Source organism: Pantoea sp. Z09 (genome assembly GCF_022394795.1).
Lineage (GTDB): Bacteria > Pseudomonadota > Gammaproteobacteria > Enterobacterales > Enterobacteriaceae > Pantoea > Pantoea latae.
Genome location: NZ_CP092373.1, coordinates 1,084,930 through 1,102,023, shown reverse-complemented (window position 1 = coordinate 1,102,023; position 17,094 = coordinate 1,084,930). Strand labels below are relative to the sequence as shown.

Genomic DNA, 17,094 nt, shown 5'->3' with positions numbered 1-17,094 from the left:
AGGTAACCAAAAGTTATCAGGTTGCTGGATTGGTCATAATTTAGCGAAGCGCGAGCCGCTGCCGTTCATACCCTTTGAGCAGCATTTCATGACGCGTTTCGTCCTGTTCATGCCGTTTTTTACCGCACGCGCGTCGCCTCGCTCTACTCTGACGTCAGTATCCAGATCCCCAAACGGGAGAGAGAATCATGACTCAACTCACCACGTCTTCTTATCAACGCACCCGCTGGCTGACGTTAGTCGGCACCATCATTACCCAGTTCGCGCTGGGATCGGTTTATACCTGGAGTCTGTTTAACGGCCAGCTGGCGACGAAACTCGACGCCTCTGTCAGCCAGGTCGCCTTTTCATTCGGCCTGCTGAGCCTGGGCCTGGCGGTAGCGTCATCGCTGGCGGGCAAACTGCAGGAACGCTTCGGCGTGCGTCGCGTCGCTATCGGCGCAGGCGTGCTGATGGCTGCCGGCTTCTGGCTGACCGCCCACGCCGACAATCTGATGATGCTCTACCTAAGCGCCGGCGTGATGGTCGGCCTGGCGGACGGCGCCGGCTATTTAATGACGCTCTCCAACTGCGTGAAGTGGTTCCCGGAACGCAAAGGGGTGATCTCCGCCTGCGCCATCGGCGCTTACGGCCTCGGCAGCCTCGGCTTTAAATTTATCTGCGGCGCGCTGCTGGGCGCCGTCGGCCTCGAGCAGACCTTTATTATCTGGGGGCTAATGGCGATGAGCATGGTGATCCTCGGCGCGCTGCTGATGCGCGATGCGCCGGTTCAGCGCGCGGCCGGTCAGGCTGCTCGCCAGGCGCGCGACTATACGCTGGCACAGGCGGTGCGTCTGCCGCAATACTGGATGCTGGCGCTGATGTTTTTAACCGCCTGCATGAGCGGCCTCTACGTTATTGGCGTCGCGAAGGATATCGGCGAGGGTCTGGTGCATCTCAGCGCGCAGACGGCGGCGAGCGCGGTAACGGTTATCGCTATCGCCAATCTGAGCGGTCGTCTGGTGCTGGGCGTGCTGTCCGACAAGATGGCGCGTATTCGGGTCATTACCCTGGCGCAGATTGTTTCGCTGAGCGGTATGAGCATCCTGCTCTTCACCCGCATGAATGAAATGACCTTTTTCGCCTCGCTGGCGTGCGTCGCCTTTAGCTTCGGCGGCACCATTACCGTCTTCCCGTCGCTGGTCAGCGACTTCTTCGGCCTGAATAACCTGACGAAAAATTACGGCCTGCTCTATCTGGGCTTTGGTATCGGCAGCGTGCTCGGCTCGCTGATCGCCTCGGTATTCGGCGGCTTTACCGTGACCTTCAGCCTGATTATGACGCTGCTGGTGATCTCGCTGCTGCTGTCGCTGACCATTCGTCTGCCGCAGCGCGAGCCGCTGGCGGAGCAGGTGCTGCAGCGCAGCTAACGTTGCGCGCGGCAGAGCGGAGCAGCACGCGCCTGCTCTGCCGCACGTTTCAGGCGTTATGCCGGAAAAAGAGGTTCCGCCATCCCCGCCACCTCAACTTCTACCGCCAGAATATCCCCTGACTGCGGATAGCGCGCCAGCTCTTCCTCGCTGCGATCCTCGCGCGAGCTGGTGATATAGAGCGTTTTCAGATCGGCCCCGCCAAAGGCGACCATGGTCGGCCAGCGCACCGGCAGCGCAATCTCATCAACAATCTCGGCGCTGACGGGATCGATACGCACGATGCGCCCGCCGTCGAACTGCGCCGACCAGTAAAACCCTTCGCTGTCTACCGCCGCGCCGTCCGGCAATCCGCCTCTGGCGTCGAAGCGACGAAACAGCTCGCGCGCGCCCGGCTCGCCGTTCTCATCCAGCGGGTAGCGGTAGAGCGCCTCGTTAGGCGTATCGCTGTGATACATCCAGCGGCGGTCGGGGGAAAAGGCGACGCCGTTGGAGATCATGATGTCGCGCGCCTTGACCTCCAGCTGCAGCGACGGCGAGACGCGACAGAGCAGCGCGCCGTTTTTATCCTGCGGCTCCCACAGGCTGCCGCACCAGAAATTGCCCCAGGGATCGATGCGCCCGTCGTTAAAGCGGCTTTTCGCCGCCTCGCCGGGGTTATCGGCGATCTTGCGCTGCGGCTTGCCCTGCGCGTCCAGCAGCCAGACGCCGTTACGCAGCGCCGCGATCAGGCCGCCCTGCTCGCGCAGGCCGATACAGCCCACCTCTTCCTGCTGCGGAAAGGTCTCCAGCGCGCCGCTGCGCGGATCGAAGCGGTGAATGGCGGGCGCCAGGATATCGACGCACCACAGCACCTGTTCGCGCGTCGACCAGGTCGGACACTCGCCCAGCTCTGCCTGCAACGCCAGCACATTTTTCACTTCACGCGTCATACCGCCTCCTTTTTTATTTCGCATCAGCATACTGTAGCCTGAATTTGCCCCAGAAGGTGAAAACGCGCCCCTTGCTTTTCAGAATTGTCTTGCCGATAATCATGTTTATTCAGGCAGTTCCGATAGGCTTATTTTCTGTTGCGGCACTAATGGGCGGCCCTGAAATATCTCGCAATATCTCTCTATATAACTCTACATTCACTGCATCTTCACTCCACTATTCCAGCGTAATGTCATACCCATTGGAAAAGAGGAGAACGTCCAGTGAAAAAAATCGCTAAAGTTGCAACCGTTATTGCCGTTATCTCTATGCTGAGCGGATGTATTATTGACCGTGGGCATGGCGGCGGCTGGCACCACGGCGGCGGCCACGGCTGGCATCATCACCGCTAAGGGCAAAGATTTCACACAGCATAAAATAAAAAAAGGGCGGGATATTACCCGCCCATTTTATTGTTTCCGCCGCTTAACTTTTAATCGCATAGTTACACTGGAACCAGCCGGTTTTCAGTCCCGGAATATGGCTGGGCTGCGGCGTCAGCGCTTCAACTTTATCAAATCCCTTTTTGCCGCAATAATCTGCCAGGTCCAGCGCCATCGCGTCCCGGTTTAATTTTTGCGGATCGTAACGGTACTGTACGGTATTTGCGCTGGGATCTTCATCGACCCGTTCGAATCCACCTGGTTTGCTGACGCTGCAGCCGGTCAACAATAAAAGCGCCATTGCGCTGACGATAATTGATTTCATTTTTCTTCCTCACATTGCCGCAGCAGTTTAAGCCGCCGCTCAGGCGTCGGCTATCGGAAAACTGCCCGACTTACTCTCTGCACTTAAGCTTTTACCGATTAAAATGATATGACCAAACGGCTATTGCTATCATCTAAAGCATGGGATGATGCTTTCAGACAAAACAGCGTCTGCACCACACCAGGTGATATCAAGAAAACATTCAGATTGATTTTATGCCCGCGCTGAGCGGGCTTTTTTTTTGCCGCTCAGCCGGAAAGCGCCACCATTCTACGCAACAGGTTGGCGGCCTGTTTGTCAGGCAATGCGAGGATGGCGCTATAGAGATCGACCGACATCGCGCACATCGACGAGCGATCGACGGCGGTGTCGGCCGGCATATTGAGCTGCTGCAGTTTATCGCCCCACTTCTTATAGAGCGCCGCCACGATGCGCTGCAAATTCTGCTGCGCCTGCGGCTGGTCCACCGGCACCTCTCCGCCGCGGCTCGCCAGCAGCAGCTGCTCCATCGCCGCGGCGTCCTGCGCGTTCAGGCTCGGCGACAGCGTAGTCACCAGATTGACGCCGCCGCTCACCTGCGGGTAGAGAAAACGAAAGCAGAGCTGCGGATCGCGCTGGCCAAGCGCCTGCATCGCGCTGACCGAGACGCGAATATAGTTGACCACCGCGCTGTCCGGCGCGCGCATCAGCCGCTGGTTAATCACGTCCGCCAGCCAGCCGCGCAGCTCGCCCGCAGCCTGCTGCGGCGTTTCGCCGCGCCGCACGCGGTGCTGCAGTTCCTGCACCAGCAGCTGCCACAGGGCGGGCTCCTGCGTTTGCAGCACGCGATAGCCTGGCGTCTGCGCCAGATAGTCGATCGCCGCCTGCTGCTGCGCGGCGCGCTGCTGCTGCGGCTTCAGCCAGCTAAACCAGAGCAGATTCGCCAGCAGCAGCGGCAGCAGAAAAAGCAGCACGCCCTGCCAGGCGCGCAGTCGGGTGGTTCTGATCAACACCACAATGATAAGCGCCAGCAGCGCGAAGGCCGCCAGCGTGACGATCCACAGCGAGGTCATGCGAAGTTGCTCAATCCTTACGAACGTCGATTAATACCGGGCAGTGGGCGCGCTCAATCACCGCCGCGCTCACCGACCCCTTCAGCAGGCGATTGAACGAAGAGAGATGGCGCCGGCCCATAATGATCATCTGCGCGTTGAGCTGCTGCGACTGGGCGACGATGGTGTCCGCCGCCTCGCCCGCCACAATCAGGCCGCGCGCGTCGACGCCGGCGCGCAGTAGCGGCGCCAGCGCGTGCCGCACCACCAGCTCGGCGGTGTTCTGCTCATCCTGCGCCACGGCGAAATCTTGCGGATCTTCGCCGGCGGTGATATCGATCGGCTGGTTGCAGGAGGAGTAGGCGGGATCGACGCAACAGAGCACCACAACCTGCGCCTTGTGCGCCAGCGCCTCCTCAATCGCCGTCGCGATCACCTTCTCGGCGACCGGCGAATTATCAATAGCCATCAGCAGTGTTTTCATCAGAGTTTATCCTTCAACAGCGGCGATTTTGCCGATTTCACGTATCAGCGCCTCTTTGCATCTCAGCATCTCGTCTCGGTAGACCGCTTCGTTTTTTTGAAAACGCGACGTCGGCACCAGCAGAGAAACAGAGAAGCGGCCAAACAGCGTATCCAGCGCCACCGCCATGGTGGAGATGCCTTCAAGGGTTTCGCCGCGATCGTAGGAGATGCCGGTTTTGCGCACTTCATTAATCAGCGTCATCAGCTGCGGCAGCGTTTTGACGGTTTTATCGGTCAGCTCGCGGTAGGCTTCGCCCACCATGACCCGCACGTCGTCGTCGCACTCCAGCGCCAGCAGCGCGCGACCGCCCGAGGTGCTGTAGAGCGGCAGATTGAGCCCCATACGCGGCACCACGCGCAGTTCGCGCGACGCCACCACATAGTGAATGATAGTCAGCTGCGTGCCGCTGGCGCGGGAGAGCGACACGGTTTCGTTGGTCGCCGCACAGAGCGCCTCCAGCTTGGGCCGCACCAGATCGACCACGTCGGTGTGCACGCTGGAGATCAGCTTCAGCAGCGCCGGACCCAGCCGCAGGCCGCCCGCGCCGCTGCTGCGCACCAGCTGGGCGCTGTCGAGCGCGGCGACGATGCGCTGCACCGTCGAGCGCGGCAGATCCACCACCTGGGCGATTTCGCCCAGGCTCATGCCGCCGGGATGCTCTCCCAGCGCGTTGAGAATGTTTGCCGCGCGCGCGATAACCTGAATACCGCCCGATTTTTCATCCTCGCGGCTGGATGGATGTTTTGCCATGAGTCGTCCTTTTCAGCTGCCCTACTCTACCGCGAAAAAGGCACGATTTACAGCGTGTACCACATTGCAATACAGCATATCGAAATGTAAAATTGCGCCCTGTATCACATCGCAATACACTGCATCATAATAATGAGAAACCTGCTATGACCGCTCAGCCCGCCGCTGCGCCGACGCCGCATCCCTTTACGCTTCGCCTCGCGCTGGGGCTGGTTGGCGTGCTGATCGCCGCGCTCACCTCCGGCCTTAACGATCGCGTCACCGATATCGCGCTGGCCGATATCCGCGCCGCCATCGGCGTCAGCTACGATCAGGGCAGCTGGATCGTCTCCTCCTATCAGGCTGCCGAAGTGGCGGCGATGATGATTGCGCCCTGGTTTGCCGTCACCTTCTCGCTGCGCCGCTTTTCGCTGGCGGTCTCGACCGGCTTTATGCTGTGCGGCATACTGCTGCCGCTGGCGCCCTCGCCCGGCAGCTTTATCGCGCTGCGTGTGCTGCAGGGCGTGTTCGGCGGCTCGCTGCCGCCGATGCTGATGACCGTCGCGCTGCGCTTTCTGCCGCCGCCGCTCAAGCTCTACGGCCTGGGCGGCTACGCGCTGACCGCCACTTTCGGACCGAATATGGCCGCCTCGCTGGCGGCGTTCTGGACCGACGACGTCAGCTGGATGTGTGTTTTCTGGCAGGTGGTGCCGCTGATGCTGATCGCCATGCTGCTGTTCGGCTGGGGCCTGCCGCAGGATCCGCTGCGTCTGGAGCGCTTTAAGCAGATCGACCTGTTCGGCATGCTGACCGGCTGCAGCGGCATGGCGCTGCTGGTGCTGGGGCTGACCCAGGGCGAGCGCCTCGACTGGTTCGACTCCCCGGCGATCGCCGCCATGCTGCTGGCCGCCGCGCCGCTGCTGCTGGTGTTTCTGATTAACGAATGGTTTCATCCGCTGCCGCTGTTTCGGCTGCAGATGCTGTCGCGCCGCAATCTGGCGCACGGCCTGCTGGCGCTGGCGGCGGTGCTGGTGGTCTCGCTCTCCGGCTCCGCGCTGCCTTCCGCCTATTTCGGTCAGGTCGAGGGCTTCCGCACGCTGCAGTTCGCCCCGCTGGCGCTTACCGTCGGCCTGCCGCAGCTGCTGATCGCGCCACTAGTCGCCGCGCTGCTGAATATCCGCTGGATCGACTGCCGCTGGGTGCTGGCCGCAGGCGTCACCCTGCTGATCGCCGCCTGCCTGCTCGGCATGCAGATCACCAGCGACTGGGCGCGGCAGAACTTCTGGACGCTGCAGATTTTGCAGGCGTTCGGCCAGCCGATGGTGATCCTGCCGATTCTGATGAGCGCCACCAGCGTGGTGGCGCCGCCGGAAGGCCCCTTCGCCTCGGCGATGTTCAACACCGTGCGCGGCTTCTCCAGCGTGGCGGCCTCGGTGCTGGTAGAGGTGTTCCTCAGCCACCGCGAGAAGATCCACTCCAACATTTTGCTCGACCAGGCCGCCAGCCGCCCCTGGCTGATGAGCGCGCCCAGCAGCGCCGAGGCGAGCGCCAGCCGTCCGCTGCTGATGGACGGCAGCGTCAGCAGCAGCGAGAACCTGAGCGGCTTCGCCACGCTGGTGAAGCATCAGGCCACCGTGCTGAGCCTGAGCGACAGCTGGCTGCTGCTGATCGCCTTCGCCGCGCTGTTACTGCTGCTGACGGCCTGGCTGCCGAAACGCGTCTGGCCGCCGCAAACCCTGATCCAACCTGCCTCTTCGACATCGAGAAAATAAGATTATGCGTGCTTTAGTAATGAGAAAAACCGTGCTGCTGAGCCTGCTGCTACTGCTGTTGCTGGCCATCGCGTTTTTTATCTGGTCACTGATGACCGGCAACGATCACCGCACCAACGACGCCTGGGTCAACGCCGACTACACGCTGGTGGCGCCGAAGGTCTCGGGCTATATCGCCGAGGTCAGGGTGCAGGATAACCAGCAGGTCAAGGCGGGCGAGGTGCTGGCGACGCTGGACGATCGCGACTATCGCGTCGCGCTGGAGAGCGCCGAGGCGGATCTGCAGGTGAGCCAGGCGAAGCTGCTGAGCAGCCAGGCGCAGCTGGAGCAGCAGCAGTCGGCCATCGAGCAGTCGAAGGCGACGCTGGCGGCGAACCAGGCGACCGCGCAATATGCCGGCCAGAACGCCGAGCGCTATAACCGCCTGTATAAAAGCGGCACCATCGCCGCCGACGATCAGCAGAAAGCGAGTTCGACCCAGCGCTCCGCCGCGGCGACCGTGCGTCAGAGCCAGGCGGCGGTTAACTCGGCGATAAAAGAGATCAACGTGCTGCAGGCGGCGGTGCGTCAGGCGCAGGCGGACGTGACGGCGGCGCAGGCGAGCGTCGATCAGGCGCGCCTGAATCTCTCCTATACGCGCATCGTCGCGCCGGTGGACGGCATGGTTGGCCAGCGCGCGGCGCGCGTCGGCGCCTACGTTTCCGCCGGCACGCGTCTGCTGGCGGTGGTGCCGCTGCAGCAGACCTATATCACCGCCAACTATCTGGAGACGCAGCTCAGCGACGTGCGCGCGGGGCAGCGGGTGACGATCAGCGTCGATGCGCTGCCGGGCAAACATTTTACCGGCCGCGTCGACAGCATCGCGCCGGCGACCGGCGCCACCTTCTCGGCGATTTCGCCCGATAACGCGACAGGTAACTATACTAAGGTCGTCCAGCGGCTTCCGGTCAAAATCGTGCTGGACAGCAACCAGCCCGATCTGTCGCAGCTGCGGGTGGGCATGTCGGCCATCCCGGAGATTGAAGTCGAGTAAAAATGTGAGGTATCTCTCACGCTGGAGCTATTTATTTTAGGATCGAATACGCGTAAATTAGCGCTCGATCCTGTTCTGAGTTACTCAGAACGACCTGAGAAAATGCCTGAGGCGACGATGACCTGATGCGTTTTTCTCATTCTGTTCGCGTTGCGCTGGTCTGGGATCGCTCTCGTCGTAACCGCTCAGAGGAGTTGTGTGTGAAATACGCCTTGATGGGAATCTCTTTCTTTGTGCTGCTTTGGGTCGGCACATTCGTGCTGATGCTGTAGCCTCAGCCTGGGGCGACAGATTTGTCGCCCCGCTCTGTTTTACTCCGTCGCTTCCGCCGCTTTGACGCTGCCCGGCAAGATACCGTCGGCGCGGAACATCGACTTAATTCCCCGCACCGCCTGACGAATACGATCGCTGTTTTCGATCAGCGCGAAACGCACGTGGGTATCGCCGTAGTCGCCAAAGCCGACGCCCGGCGAGACGCACACTTTCGCCTCCTGCAGCAGATGCTTAGCGAACTCCAGCGAGCCGAGATGGGCATAGCGATCGGGAATTTTTGCCCAGACGTACATCGAGGCTTTGGGGTTTTCCACCATCCAGCCCGCCTCGTGCAGCCCTTTTACCAGCACGTCGCGGCGACGCTTGTACTGCTCGGCGATATCGCGCACGCACTGCTGATCCCCTTCCAGCGCCGCAATTGCCGCCACCTGCAGCGGCGTAAAGGTGCCGTAGTCGTGGTAGCTTTTGATGCGCGCCAGCGCGGCGACCAGCTCTTTATTGCCCACCATAAAGCCGATGCGCCAGCCCGCCATATTATAGCTTTTCGACAGGGTGAAAAATTCCACCGCCACGTCGCGCGCGCCCGGCACCTGCATAATCGACGGCGCCTTCCAGCCGTCGTAGACGATATCGGCGTAGGCGAGATCGTGCACCACCAGCACGTTGTACTGTTTCGCCAGCGCGATAACGCGCTCGAAAAAGTCCAGCTCAACGCACTGCGCGGTCGGGTTCGACGGAAAGCCGAGGATCATCATTTTCGGCTTGGGATAGCTTTCGCGAATGGCGCGCTCCAGCTCGGCAAAGAAGTCGACGCCTGCCACCAGCGGCACCGAGCGCACCTGCGCGCCGGCGATTACCGCACCGTAAATATGAATGGGGTAGCTGGGGTTCGGCACCAGCACGGTATCGCCGTGATCGAGCGTCGCCAGCATCAGGTGCGCCAGCCCCTCTTTCGAGCCGATGGTGACGATAGCCTCCGACTCGGGATCGATCTCAACCTGATAGCGCTCGGCGTACCAGCGCGAAATGGCGCGGCGCAGGCGCGGAATGCCGCGCGAGGTGGAGTAGCCGTGCGTGTCTTCGCGCTGCGCCACCTGACAGAGTTTTTCCACAATATGCGGCGGCGTCGGGCCGTCTGGATTGCCCATTGAAAGGTCGATGATATCTTCGCCGCGCCGGCGCGCAGCCATCTTCAACTCAGCGGTGATGTTAAACACATAGGGGGGAAGGCGATCGATACGCGAGAAACGACGGGGTGTGCTGTTATCAGCCATAATATCCTCTTGAATACGTAAGCGCCCGGACCGTCCGAGCGACGCAGGCCACTGCCGTGGCCGAATCAAGAACATAACGTGGCGATAACAAATTTGTCGAGAGGAGAATAATCTTTTTTTAATTTTCCGGATTCAGGCGGCCGAACACCCAATCGTTCACCCATTCGTCGTTTAGCAGATAATTATCCCGCAACGTTCCCTCCAGCTGATAGCCATTCTTCTCCAGAATACGCCGTGACGCCAGATTTCCCTCTACCACCATCGCCTTCAGCTTGTGGAAACCGGCCGAGAGTAAAAAGTCGCTCAGCGCCGCCAGCGCTTCGCTGCCGTAGCCGCGGCCGCAGAAGCGGTGCAGCAGCATGTAGCCGACCTCGGCCTGGCGATAGGGCTGCCACTCCGGGCTGCAGCCGAACAGGCCGATCGGCTCGCCGCTGTCGCGCAGGCGCGCCACCACGCAGAGCATGTGAAAACTGCTCACCTGCCAGGGCGCGAGGCGCTCGCTAAAGCGCTGGCGCAAATCCGCCTCGTCAGGAATTTCGCTCACCCAGGTCATGGTGGCGGCGTCTTCGTGTACGGCGCGGAACAGCAGCCAGTCTTCGGGCTGGAGCGTTTTCAGGGTAAGACGTGGCGTAATTAACTGCATAGAGGCTCCGGGTGCGGACGGCCATGATGGCTGCTAAAACATAACAAACTCACCTGCTGCTCACCAGTCCGCCACCGGCAAAAAAGTGTTCCCCATTTTGCTACTCAGGTTTCCCCTTTTTTGCTTTCGCGCGGTAAAAATTGATCCATCACAGTAAGGCGGCGCGCAATCTGTTTGCAGGCTGGCGCATCGCGATCACATTTTTTATTATAGGCTTCTCTCCTTTCTCTCTAAAGGCTGGCTGTGATCTCCCACTTCGATATGCTGCTGGCGGTGTTTGACCGCGCCGCCCTGATGCTCATCTGCCTCTTCTTCCTCACCCGCACGCCGCTTTTCCGCCAGCTGCTGCAAAAAGATGACCATTCGGCGCTGGAGAAAGCGGCGGTGATCGCCATCTTCTCGCTGTTCGCGCTGTTCAGCACCTGGTCAGGCATCCACGTTGACGGCTCGCTGCTTAACGTGCGGGTGATCGCCGTGATGGCCGGCGGCATCCTGTTTGGCCCGTGGGTGGGTATCGCCACCGGCGTCATCGCCGGGCTGCACCGCTTTCTGATCGACATTGACGGCGTCACCTCGGTGCCCTGCCTGATCACCAGCATTGCCGCCGGCTGCGTCTCCGGCGCCATCAACCGTCGCGTGCCAAAGGCGCAGCGCTGGCGCGTCGGCATTATTGGCGGCATGCTGTGCGAGAGCCTGACCATGCTGCTGATTGTGCTGTGGGCGAAGCCGATGTCGCTCGGGCTGGCGATTGTCTCGGAGATTGCACTGCCGATGATCCTCGGCGCCTCCAGCATCGGCCTGATTGTGCTGCTGGTGCAGAGCGTCGAGGGAGAGAAAGAGGCGATTGCGGCGCGTCAGGCCAAGCTGGCGCTGGAGATCGCCAATAAAACCCTGCCGCTGTTTCGCGAGGTCAACAGCGACTCGCTGCGGCGCATCTGCGAAATCATCTGCCGCGATATCAACGCTGACGCCGTCGCCATCACTAATAAAACGCATATCCTCGCCTATGTCGGCTATGGCAAACAGAACTACCAGAACGGCGACGACGGCATCAGCCCCACCACCGCGCAGGCGATGAGCAGCGGAAAAATCATTATCAAAAACAATGATGAGGCCCATCGCACCAGGGATATTCACTCGATGATCGTTATCCCGCTGCGCGAGCAGGGCAAGGTCACCGGCACCCTGAAGATTTACTACCGCCGCGCGCACCGTATTACCGGCTCGCTGAAAGAGATGGCGATCGGCCTGTCGCAGATTATCTCGACGCAGCTCGAGGTGTCGCGCGCCGAGCAGCTGCGCGAAATGGCAAATAAAGCGGAACTGCGCGCCCTGCAAAGCAAAATAAATCCTCATTTCCTGTTTAACGCGCTAAACGCCATCAACGCCTCAATACGCCTTAACCCAGACACCGCGCGCCAGCTGGTGATCAACCTCTCCCGCTATCTGCGCTATAACCTTGAACTCAATGACGACGAGACCATCGATATTACGCGTGAGCTGTGGCAGGTAAAAGACTACATCGCCATTGAACAGGCGCGCTTCGGCGACAAACTCTCGATGATCTACGACATTGACGACGATCTTCACTTCTCGCTGCCGAGCCTGCTGATCCAGCCGCTGGTGGAGAACGCCATCGTGCACGGTATTCAGCCCTGCCGCGGCAAAGGCGTGGTGACGCTGAGCGTGAAGGCGCACGGCGACCAGGTGCGTATCGCCGTGCGCGACACCGGGCCGGGCATCAGCGACGAGGTAATGCGACGCGTGGCGAATCATGAGATGCCGGGTAACAAGATCGGCCTGCTGAATGTGCATCACCGCGTCAAACTGCTGACCGGCCACGGGCTGGAAATTACCCGGCTGCAGCCCGGCACTGAAATTGCCTTTACCCTGAGCAAGCGCGGGCAGCTGGCCGAGTCGCCCCTTGCCGTCGCGGAGCGCACGCCATGAAAGCCATTATCGTCGAGGATGAATTCCTCGCGCAGCAGGAGCTAAGCTGGATGATCCAGCAGCATAGCCAGATTGTCATCGAAGCCTGCTTCGACGACGGGCTGGAGGTGCTGAAGTACCTGCAGCAGCATCGCGTCGACGTGATTTTTCTCGATATCAATATTCCATCGCTAGACGGCATGCTGCTGGCGCAGAATATTCACCAGTTCGCCCAGCGGCCGCTGATTGTGTTTATCACCGCGTGGAAAGAGCATGCGGTTGAGGCGTTCGAGCTGGAAGCCTTTGACTATATCCTCAAGCCCTATCATGAGGCGCGCATCGTCACCATGCTCAACAAGCTGGAAGCGGCGGGACAGCAGCAGAGTGTGGCGCAGACACCGCTCGCCAGCAGCCCGCAGACGGTCAATCTGGTGAAGGACGAGCGCATTATCGTGACGGATATTAACGATATCTACTACGTGGAGGCGCACGAGAAGCTGACTTTCGTCTATACGCGGCGCGAGGCCTATGTGATGTCGATGAGCATCAGCGAGTTTTGCGCCCGTCTGCCGGAGCAGCGTTTTTTCCGCTGCCATCGCTCTTACTGCGTTAACCTGAGTAAGATCTCTGAGATTGAGCCCTGGTTTAACAATACCTATCTGCTTAAGCTGCGCGATCTGGCGTGTCAGGTGCCGGTCAGCCGCAGTAAGGTCAAGCGCTTCCGCGAGCTGATGCGCCTGTAAGCCTTTTAAAAAAAACGGCCCGCAGGCCGTTTCAGAAGAGCATTACAGGATACGCCCCAGCGTCTGCCGCAGATGCGCGCCTGCGCCCAGCAGGCCAGGCTGATCGTGGGTGATCATATAAACTGGAATGCGGGAAACGTAGTCACGGAAGCGCCCTTTATCTTCAAAGGCGGCGCGGAAGCCGGAAGCCTTAAAGAATTCCAGGAAGCGCGGCACGATGCCGCCGGCGATATAGACGCCGCCGAAGGTGCCGAGGTTCAACGCCAGGTTGCCGCCGAAACGGCCCATAATTACGCAGAACAGCGACAGGGCGCGACGGCAGTCGGTGCAGCTGTCGGCCAGCGCGCGCTCAGAAACATCCTTCGGCTTAAGGTTTTCCGGCACGCGGTTGTCCGCCTTGACGATGGCGCGGTACAGGTTCACCAGTCCGGCGCCGGAGAGCACGCGCTCTGCCGACACATGGCCCAGTTCGGCGCGCAGCACCTCGAGGATCAAATCTTCTTCGTCGCTGTTGGCGGCGAAATCAACGTGGCCGCCCTCGCCCGGCAGGCTGACCCAGCGACGATCGACATGCACCAGATGGCTGACGCCCAGTCCGGTGCCCGCGCCGTAAATGGCGATGGGTTTATCCTTCACCGGCTCGCCGCCGCCGAACTGGATCACATGCTCGGCCGTCAGCATCGGGATCGCCATCGATACGGCAGTGAAGTCGTTGATGATTTCAAGATGCTCGAAGCCAAGGCTGGCTTTCATTTTGCTGGTGGAAAAAGCCCAGTCATGGTTGGTCATTTCAACCCAGTCTTCCGTGATAGGGCAAGCAATAGCGATGCAGCCGTCTTTAACGCTATGCAGCTGCTCGCCAAGATAGTGGCGGATGACGGCTTCGAGGCTGTCATAATCTGAAGTTGAGAATGTTTTGGCCTGGGAGATGCTGCCGGTTTCCACCTCACACAGGGCGAGTCGCGCGTTCGTGCCGCCGACGTCGCCGACCAGGGCATAAGTAGTCATTCTTTTGTTGCTCCGCTTGGGGTCCTTAAGATGCAGGACACTATAAAAGTCTGCCGGTAAAACAACAACGCTCGCCACGACAAAAGAGGAGCGTTGAAGGTGGTGCGCACAGCCTACCCGTACGGCAAGACGCTTGACAGCGGCAACACTCCGAATCTTACCCTCCATTGCGCTGCGCGAGGCAGGCGGTCACCTTGCGCAACAGCGGCGGCAGATCCTCTTTGAGCATCATGACCTCGACCAGCGTCAGGCAAACGGGCGCCTGCAGCCGCGCCATCACCTCATCCAGCTGCACGCTCTGGGCGACGCGCCAGCTCTGCGCCTCGCCGTGCAGGCAGAACGCCTGCGGCAGCGCGGTCCAGTTCCACTGTGCGATATCATTATAACGCTGCGTCGCGCCGTGGATGGCGCGCTCTACGGTATAGCCCTCATTGTTCAGCAGGAAAATGATCGGCCGCTGACCGTCGCGCAACATCGAACCCAGCTCCTGAATCGTCAGCTGCGCCGAGCCGTCGCCAACGATCAGGATCACCCGCTGCGCGGGCGCGGCGGTCTGCGCGCCGAAGGCTGCGGGAAGAGTATAGCCAATCGAGCCCCACAGCGGCTGCACCAGCAGCTGCGCGCCGGGCGGCAGCTGCAGCGCCGCCGCGCCGAAGGCGGCGGTGCCCTGATCGGCGAGGATAATATCGTCTGGCTGCAAAAAGCGCTGCATCGCGCTCCAGAAGGCGTTCTGGCTGATAGAGTCGCACGCGTCCGCCGCCTCAGCAGGCTGCGACGCCGCCGCCAGCGCCCAGCGTTCGCCATACTGCGCGAAGATGGTCTCCAGCTCCTCCAGCGCCTCCGCCATGCAAAGCGGCGCGAAGCGTTCGCCCGCCACGCTGGCGGCGAAAGGCTGGATATCGATCAGCTGTTCAGGCGCGAAATTCTGCGTGAAACCGGCGGTCAGGGTGTCGGTGAAGCGCACGCCGACGAGCAGGGTGACGTCGGTCTGTTCGATCGCCTCGCTGACGCCGCTCGCGCTGCCCGCCGCGGCATAGGTGCCGACATAGCCCGGCTGCTGCTCGTCCAGCACCCCTTTGCCCATCAGCAGCGTGGCGCTGGGGATCGCCCGCCGCTGACGCAGCCGGGCCAGCACCGCCTGCTGCTGCCAGCGCGCGGCGAGAAAATCAGCCAGCAGCGCCACCCGCTGCGCCTGCGCCAGCTGGCGCGCTGCCGCGGCGGCAAAGGCGCGACGCGCCTCCGCGCTGGAGGGCGGCGCAGCGTCGAGCGGCGTGGTGGGCGGCGCAACCTCCGTTTCCGCCACGTCCACCGCCAGCATCAGGTAGCCTGGCCGCCTTTCACGCATTGCCGTTGCCAGCACGCGATCGATCTCGACGCAGGCGTTGTCCGCGCTGAGCTGCGCCGTCGCCGCGCTGACCTCGTCCGCCATACGTATAAAATGACGAAAATCGCCGTCGCCCAGCGAGTGATGCACGCAGTCGCCCCGTTTCTGCGCCCCGCTCGTTGGTGCGCCGACGATATGGATCACCGGCAGATATTCGGCAAAGCTGCCGGCGATGCCGTTAATGGCGCTCAGCTCGCCGACGCCGAAGGTGGTCAGCAGCGCCGCTGCGCCGCGACAGCGGGCGTAGCCGTCCGCGGCGTAGGCGGCGTTTAGCTCGTTGGCGCAGCCGACCCAGCCGATCGTCGGATGGGCGATAACGCGATCGAGAAAGTGCAGGTTGTAATCGCCCGGCACGCCGAACAGATGACCGACGCCGCTCTCCTCAAGACGCGCCAGCAGATAATCTCCTACGGTAAAGCGTTGCATATGCCACTCCTTTCACCCGATGTCTGGTTTGAGTATCCGCTATGCTGCCGCACAGGCGAGAAGCCAGCGAAATCCTCTGAACAAAAAAGTGGCAACTGCGCGTTACGACGGGGGATTATTCTGTAAATGTGGGATCTGCGATGGGTTGTGACTGTGTGTAACCGTATACACTGCTATTCTGGCGCTTTAAAATCCTCCCCTGAGACAGGAAAGCCGTATGACCTACCATCCCCACGCCGGTCGTTATCAGCAGATGGTATATCGCCGCAGCGGCCGCAGCGGGCTTAAGCTGCCGGCCATTTCTCTTGGCCTGTGGCACAACTTTGGCGACAACACGCGCGTCGACAACAGCCGCGAACTGCTGCGCCACGCCTTCGATCGCGGCATTACCCATTTTGATCTGGCGAATAATTACGGCCCGCCGCCGGGCTCGGCGGAGGAGAATTTCGGCCGCATCCTGCGCGAAGATTTTCGCCCCTATCGTGACGAGCTGGTGATCTCTACCAAAGCGGGCTACACCATGTGGGACGGCCCTTACGGCGACTGGGGTTCGCGCAAATACCTGATTTCCAGCCTCGACCAGAGCCTGAAACGCATGGGGCTGGAGTATGTCGATATCTTCTATCATCACCGCCCGGATCCCGACACGCCGCTGGAAGAGACCATGCGCGCGCTGGATCAGGTGGTGCGTCAGGGTAAAGCGCTCTACGCCGCTATCTCCAACTATCCGGCCGATCGCGCGGCGGAAGCGATCGCCATTCTGCGCGATCTCGGCACGCCCTGCTTGATCCACCAGCCGCGCTATTCAATGTTCGAACGCGGCCCGGAAAATGGCCTGCTGGAGACCCTGGGCGACAACGGTGTCGGCTGCATCGCCTTCTCTCCGCTGGCGGGCGGCGTGCTGACCGATCGCTATTTACGGGGCATTCCCGAGGATTCGCGCGTTGCCAGCGGCAGCAAATTTCTGCGCGAGGATCAGCTCACCGACGAGAAGATGGAAAAAGTGCGCAGGCTGAATGAAATTGCGCAGCAGCGCGGTCAGAAGCTGGCGCAGATGGCGCTGGCGTGGACGCTGCGCGACGCGCGCGTCACCTCCGTGCTGATCGGCGCCAGTAAAACCGCGCAGATCGACGACGCGGTAGAGATGCTGGCCAACCGCCACTTCACCATCGCCGAACTCTCCGCCATCGAGGGCGCGCTGCTGTAACCTCTTCGCCGCCCGGCTGGCGCCGGG

At 61.1% G+C, this 17,094-nt stretch carries 17 protein-coding genes; 8 read left to right on the top strand and 9 right to left on the bottom strand.

Annotated elements, in window-relative coordinates:
- Positions 1–188: 188 nt before the first annotated feature.
- Positions 189–1,409, top strand: coding sequence for an oxalate/formate antiport family MFS transporter (locus MC269_RS05265; RefSeq protein ID WP_081138820.1), 1,221 nt, complete (start codon positions 189–191; stop codon positions 1,407–1,409).
- A 56-nt stretch (positions 1,410–1,465) separates the two neighbouring features.
- On the opposite strand, the gene MC269_RS05260 is transcribed toward MC269_RS05265, so the two are convergent.
- Positions 1,466–2,341 carry an SMP-30/gluconolactonase/LRE family protein gene (locus MC269_RS05260; RefSeq protein ID WP_239954310.1) on the bottom strand — a complete coding sequence of 292 codons (876 nt, stop codon included), beginning with the start codon at positions 2,339–2,341 and terminating at the stop codon, positions 1,466–1,468.
- Between the two features lie 264 nt (positions 2,342–2,605).
- On the opposite strand from MC269_RS05260, the gene MC269_RS18765 reads away from it, so the two are divergent.
- Positions 2,606–2,734 carry a hypothetical protein gene (locus MC269_RS18765; RefSeq protein WP_256461757.1) on the top strand — a complete coding sequence of 43 codons (129 nt, stop codon included), beginning with the start codon at positions 2,606–2,608 and terminating at the stop codon, positions 2,732–2,734.
- 73 nt (positions 2,735–2,807) lie between these two features.
- On the opposite strand, the gene MC269_RS05255 is transcribed toward MC269_RS18765, so the two are convergent.
- The 4 genes from MC269_RS05255 to MC269_RS05240 all read right to left on the bottom strand — a co-directional run bounded on the left by MC269_RS05255 (position 2,808) and on the right by MC269_RS05240 (position 5,396).
- Entirely contained in the window at positions 2,808–3,089 is a 282-nt protein-coding gene (locus MC269_RS05255; RefSeq protein WP_081138825.1) for a hypothetical protein, read from the bottom strand.
- Between the two features lie 248 nt (positions 3,090–3,337).
- Positions 3,338–4,141: a hypothetical protein gene (locus tag MC269_RS05250; protein ID WP_239954309.1), complete on the bottom strand. Its 804-nt coding sequence runs from the start codon at positions 4,139–4,141 to the stop codon at positions 3,338–3,340.
- 10 nt (positions 4,142–4,151) lie between these two features.
- The gene (locus tag MC269_RS05245; protein WP_239954307.1) at positions 4,152–4,604 is read right to left on the bottom strand and encodes a universal stress protein; all 453 of its coding nucleotides are present in this window, start codon (positions 4,602–4,604) and stop codon (positions 4,152–4,154) included.
- A 6-nt stretch (positions 4,605–4,610) separates the two neighbouring features.
- Entirely contained in the window at positions 4,611–5,396 is a 786-nt protein-coding gene (locus MC269_RS05240) for an IclR family transcriptional regulator (RefSeq protein ID WP_239954305.1), read from the bottom strand.
- 146 nt (positions 5,397–5,542) lie between these two features.
- Here MC269_RS05240 and MC269_RS05235 point away from each other — a divergent pair, with 146 nt between their 5' ends.
- From MC269_RS05235 to ypdK, 3 genes are all read left to right on the top strand, one after another.
- Positions 5,543–7,147 carry an MFS transporter gene (locus MC269_RS05235; RefSeq protein WP_239954303.1) on the top strand — a complete coding sequence of 535 codons (1,605 nt, stop codon included), beginning with the start codon at positions 5,543–5,545 and terminating at the stop codon, positions 7,145–7,147.
- 4 nt (positions 7,148–7,151) lie between these two features.
- Positions 7,152–8,180: an HlyD family secretion protein gene (locus MC269_RS05230; protein ID WP_239954301.1), complete on the top strand. Its 1,029-nt coding sequence runs from the start codon at positions 7,152–7,154 to the stop codon at positions 8,178–8,180.
- A gap of 200 nt (positions 8,181–8,380) precedes the next feature.
- Complete coding sequence (gene ypdK, locus MC269_RS05225) at positions 8,381–8,452, top strand: membrane protein YpdK (RefSeq protein ID WP_006120362.1); 72 nt, start codon at positions 8,381–8,383, stop codon at positions 8,450–8,452.
- A gap of 39 nt (positions 8,453–8,491) precedes the next feature.
- Here the strand turns inward: ypdK and alaC are convergent, their stop codons facing one another.
- Positions 8,492–9,727 (bottom strand): alanine transaminase, encoded by a 1,236-nt coding sequence (alaC, locus tag MC269_RS05220; RefSeq protein ID WP_239954300.1) that lies wholly within the window; start codon positions 9,725–9,727, stop codon positions 8,492–8,494.
- Between the two features lie 118 nt (positions 9,728–9,845).
- Positions 9,846–10,370, bottom strand: coding sequence for a GNAT family N-acetyltransferase (locus MC269_RS05215; RefSeq protein WP_239954299.1), 525 nt, complete (start codon positions 10,368–10,370; stop codon positions 9,846–9,848).
- Positions 10,371–10,631: 261 nt separating this feature from the next.
- Here MC269_RS05215 and MC269_RS05210 point away from each other — a divergent pair, with 261 nt between their 5' ends.
- The gene (locus tag MC269_RS05210; RefSeq protein ID WP_305802686.1) at positions 10,632–12,320 is read left to right on the top strand and encodes a sensor histidine kinase; all 1,689 of its coding nucleotides are present in this window, start codon (positions 10,632–10,634) and stop codon (positions 12,318–12,320) included.
- Positions 12,317–13,042 (top strand): LytTR family DNA-binding domain-containing protein, encoded by a 726-nt coding sequence (locus MC269_RS05205; RefSeq protein ID WP_081138853.1) that lies wholly within the window; start codon positions 12,317–12,319, stop codon positions 13,040–13,042. The genes MC269_RS05210 and MC269_RS05205 overlap by 4 nt, the downstream gene beginning before the upstream one ends.
- 42 nt (positions 13,043–13,084) lie before the next feature.
- Here the strand turns inward: MC269_RS05205 and glk are convergent, their stop codons facing one another.
- Both glk and MC269_RS05195 read right to left on the bottom strand, forming a co-directional pair.
- Positions 13,085–14,050, bottom strand: a complete 966-nt coding sequence (gene glk / locus MC269_RS05200) for a glucokinase (protein ID WP_081138855.1) — start codon at positions 14,048–14,050, stop codon at positions 13,085–13,087.
- 157 nt (positions 14,051–14,207) lie between these two features.
- Complete coding sequence (locus MC269_RS05195) at positions 14,208–15,860, bottom strand: thiamine pyrophosphate-binding protein (protein WP_239954297.1); 1,653 nt, start codon at positions 15,858–15,860, stop codon at positions 14,208–14,210.
- Positions 15,861–16,077: 217 nt separating this feature from the next.
- Here MC269_RS05195 and mgrA point away from each other — a divergent pair, with 217 nt between their 5' ends.
- Entirely contained in the window at positions 16,078–17,067 is a 990-nt protein-coding gene (mgrA, locus tag MC269_RS05190) for an L-glyceraldehyde 3-phosphate reductase (RefSeq protein WP_239954296.1), read from the top strand.
- Positions 17,068–17,094 lie beyond the last annotated feature (27 nt).

What these genes read in the sequence shown, in the direction of transcription:
- MC269_RS05215 (WP_239954299.1), bottom strand. Translation starts at nt 10,370, where the DNA reads ATGCAGTTAATTACGCCACGTCTTACCCTGAAAACGCTCCAGCCCGAA.
- alaC (WP_239954300.1), bottom strand. Translation starts at nt 9,727, where the DNA reads ATGGCTGATAACAGCACACCCCGTCGTTTCTCGCGTATCGATCGCCTT.
- MC269_RS05240 (WP_239954305.1), bottom strand. Translation starts at nt 5,396, where the DNA reads ATGGCAAAACATCCATCCAGCCGCGAGGATGAAAAATCGGGCGGTATT.
- glk (WP_081138855.1), bottom strand. Translation starts at nt 14,050, where the DNA reads ATGACTACTTATGCCCTGGTCGGCGACGTCGGCGGCACGAACGCGCGA.
- MC269_RS05235 (WP_239954303.1), top strand. Translation starts at nt 5,543, where the DNA reads ATGACCGCTCAGCCCGCCGCTGCGCCGACGCCGCATCCCTTTACGCTT.
- MC269_RS05250 (WP_239954309.1), bottom strand. Translation starts at nt 4,141, where the DNA reads ATGACCTCGCTGTGGATCGTCACGCTGGCGGCCTTCGCGCTGCTGGCG.
- MC269_RS05245 (WP_239954307.1), bottom strand. Translation starts at nt 4,604, where the DNA reads ATGAAAACACTGCTGATGGCTATTGATAATTCGCCGGTCGCCGAGAAG.
- MC269_RS05230 (WP_239954301.1), top strand. Translation starts at nt 7,152, where the DNA reads ATGCGTGCTTTAGTAATGAGAAAAACCGTGCTGCTGAGCCTGCTGCTA.
- MC269_RS05265 (WP_081138820.1), top strand. Translation starts at nt 189, where the DNA reads ATGACTCAACTCACCACGTCTTCTTATCAACGCACCCGCTGGCTGACG.
- MC269_RS05205 (WP_081138853.1), top strand. Translation starts at nt 12,317, where the DNA reads ATGAAAGCCATTATCGTCGAGGATGAATTCCTCGCGCAGCAGGAGCTA.
- MC269_RS05195 (WP_239954297.1), bottom strand. Translation starts at nt 15,860, where the DNA reads ATGCAACGCTTTACCGTAGGAGATTATCTGCTGGCGCGTCTTGAGGAG.
- mgrA (WP_239954296.1), top strand. Translation starts at nt 16,078, where the DNA reads ATGACCTACCATCCCCACGCCGGTCGTTATCAGCAGATGGTATATCGC.
- MC269_RS05255 (WP_081138825.1), bottom strand. Translation starts at nt 3,089, where the DNA reads ATGAAATCAATTATCGTCAGCGCAATGGCGCTTTTATTGTTGACCGGC.
- MC269_RS05210 (WP_305802686.1), top strand. Translation starts at nt 10,632, where the DNA reads ATGCTGCTGGCGGTGTTTGACCGCGCCGCCCTGATGCTCATCTGCCTC.
- MC269_RS05260 (WP_239954310.1), bottom strand. Translation starts at nt 2,341, where the DNA reads ATGACGCGTGAAGTGAAAAATGTGCTGGCGTTGCAGGCAGAGCTGGGC.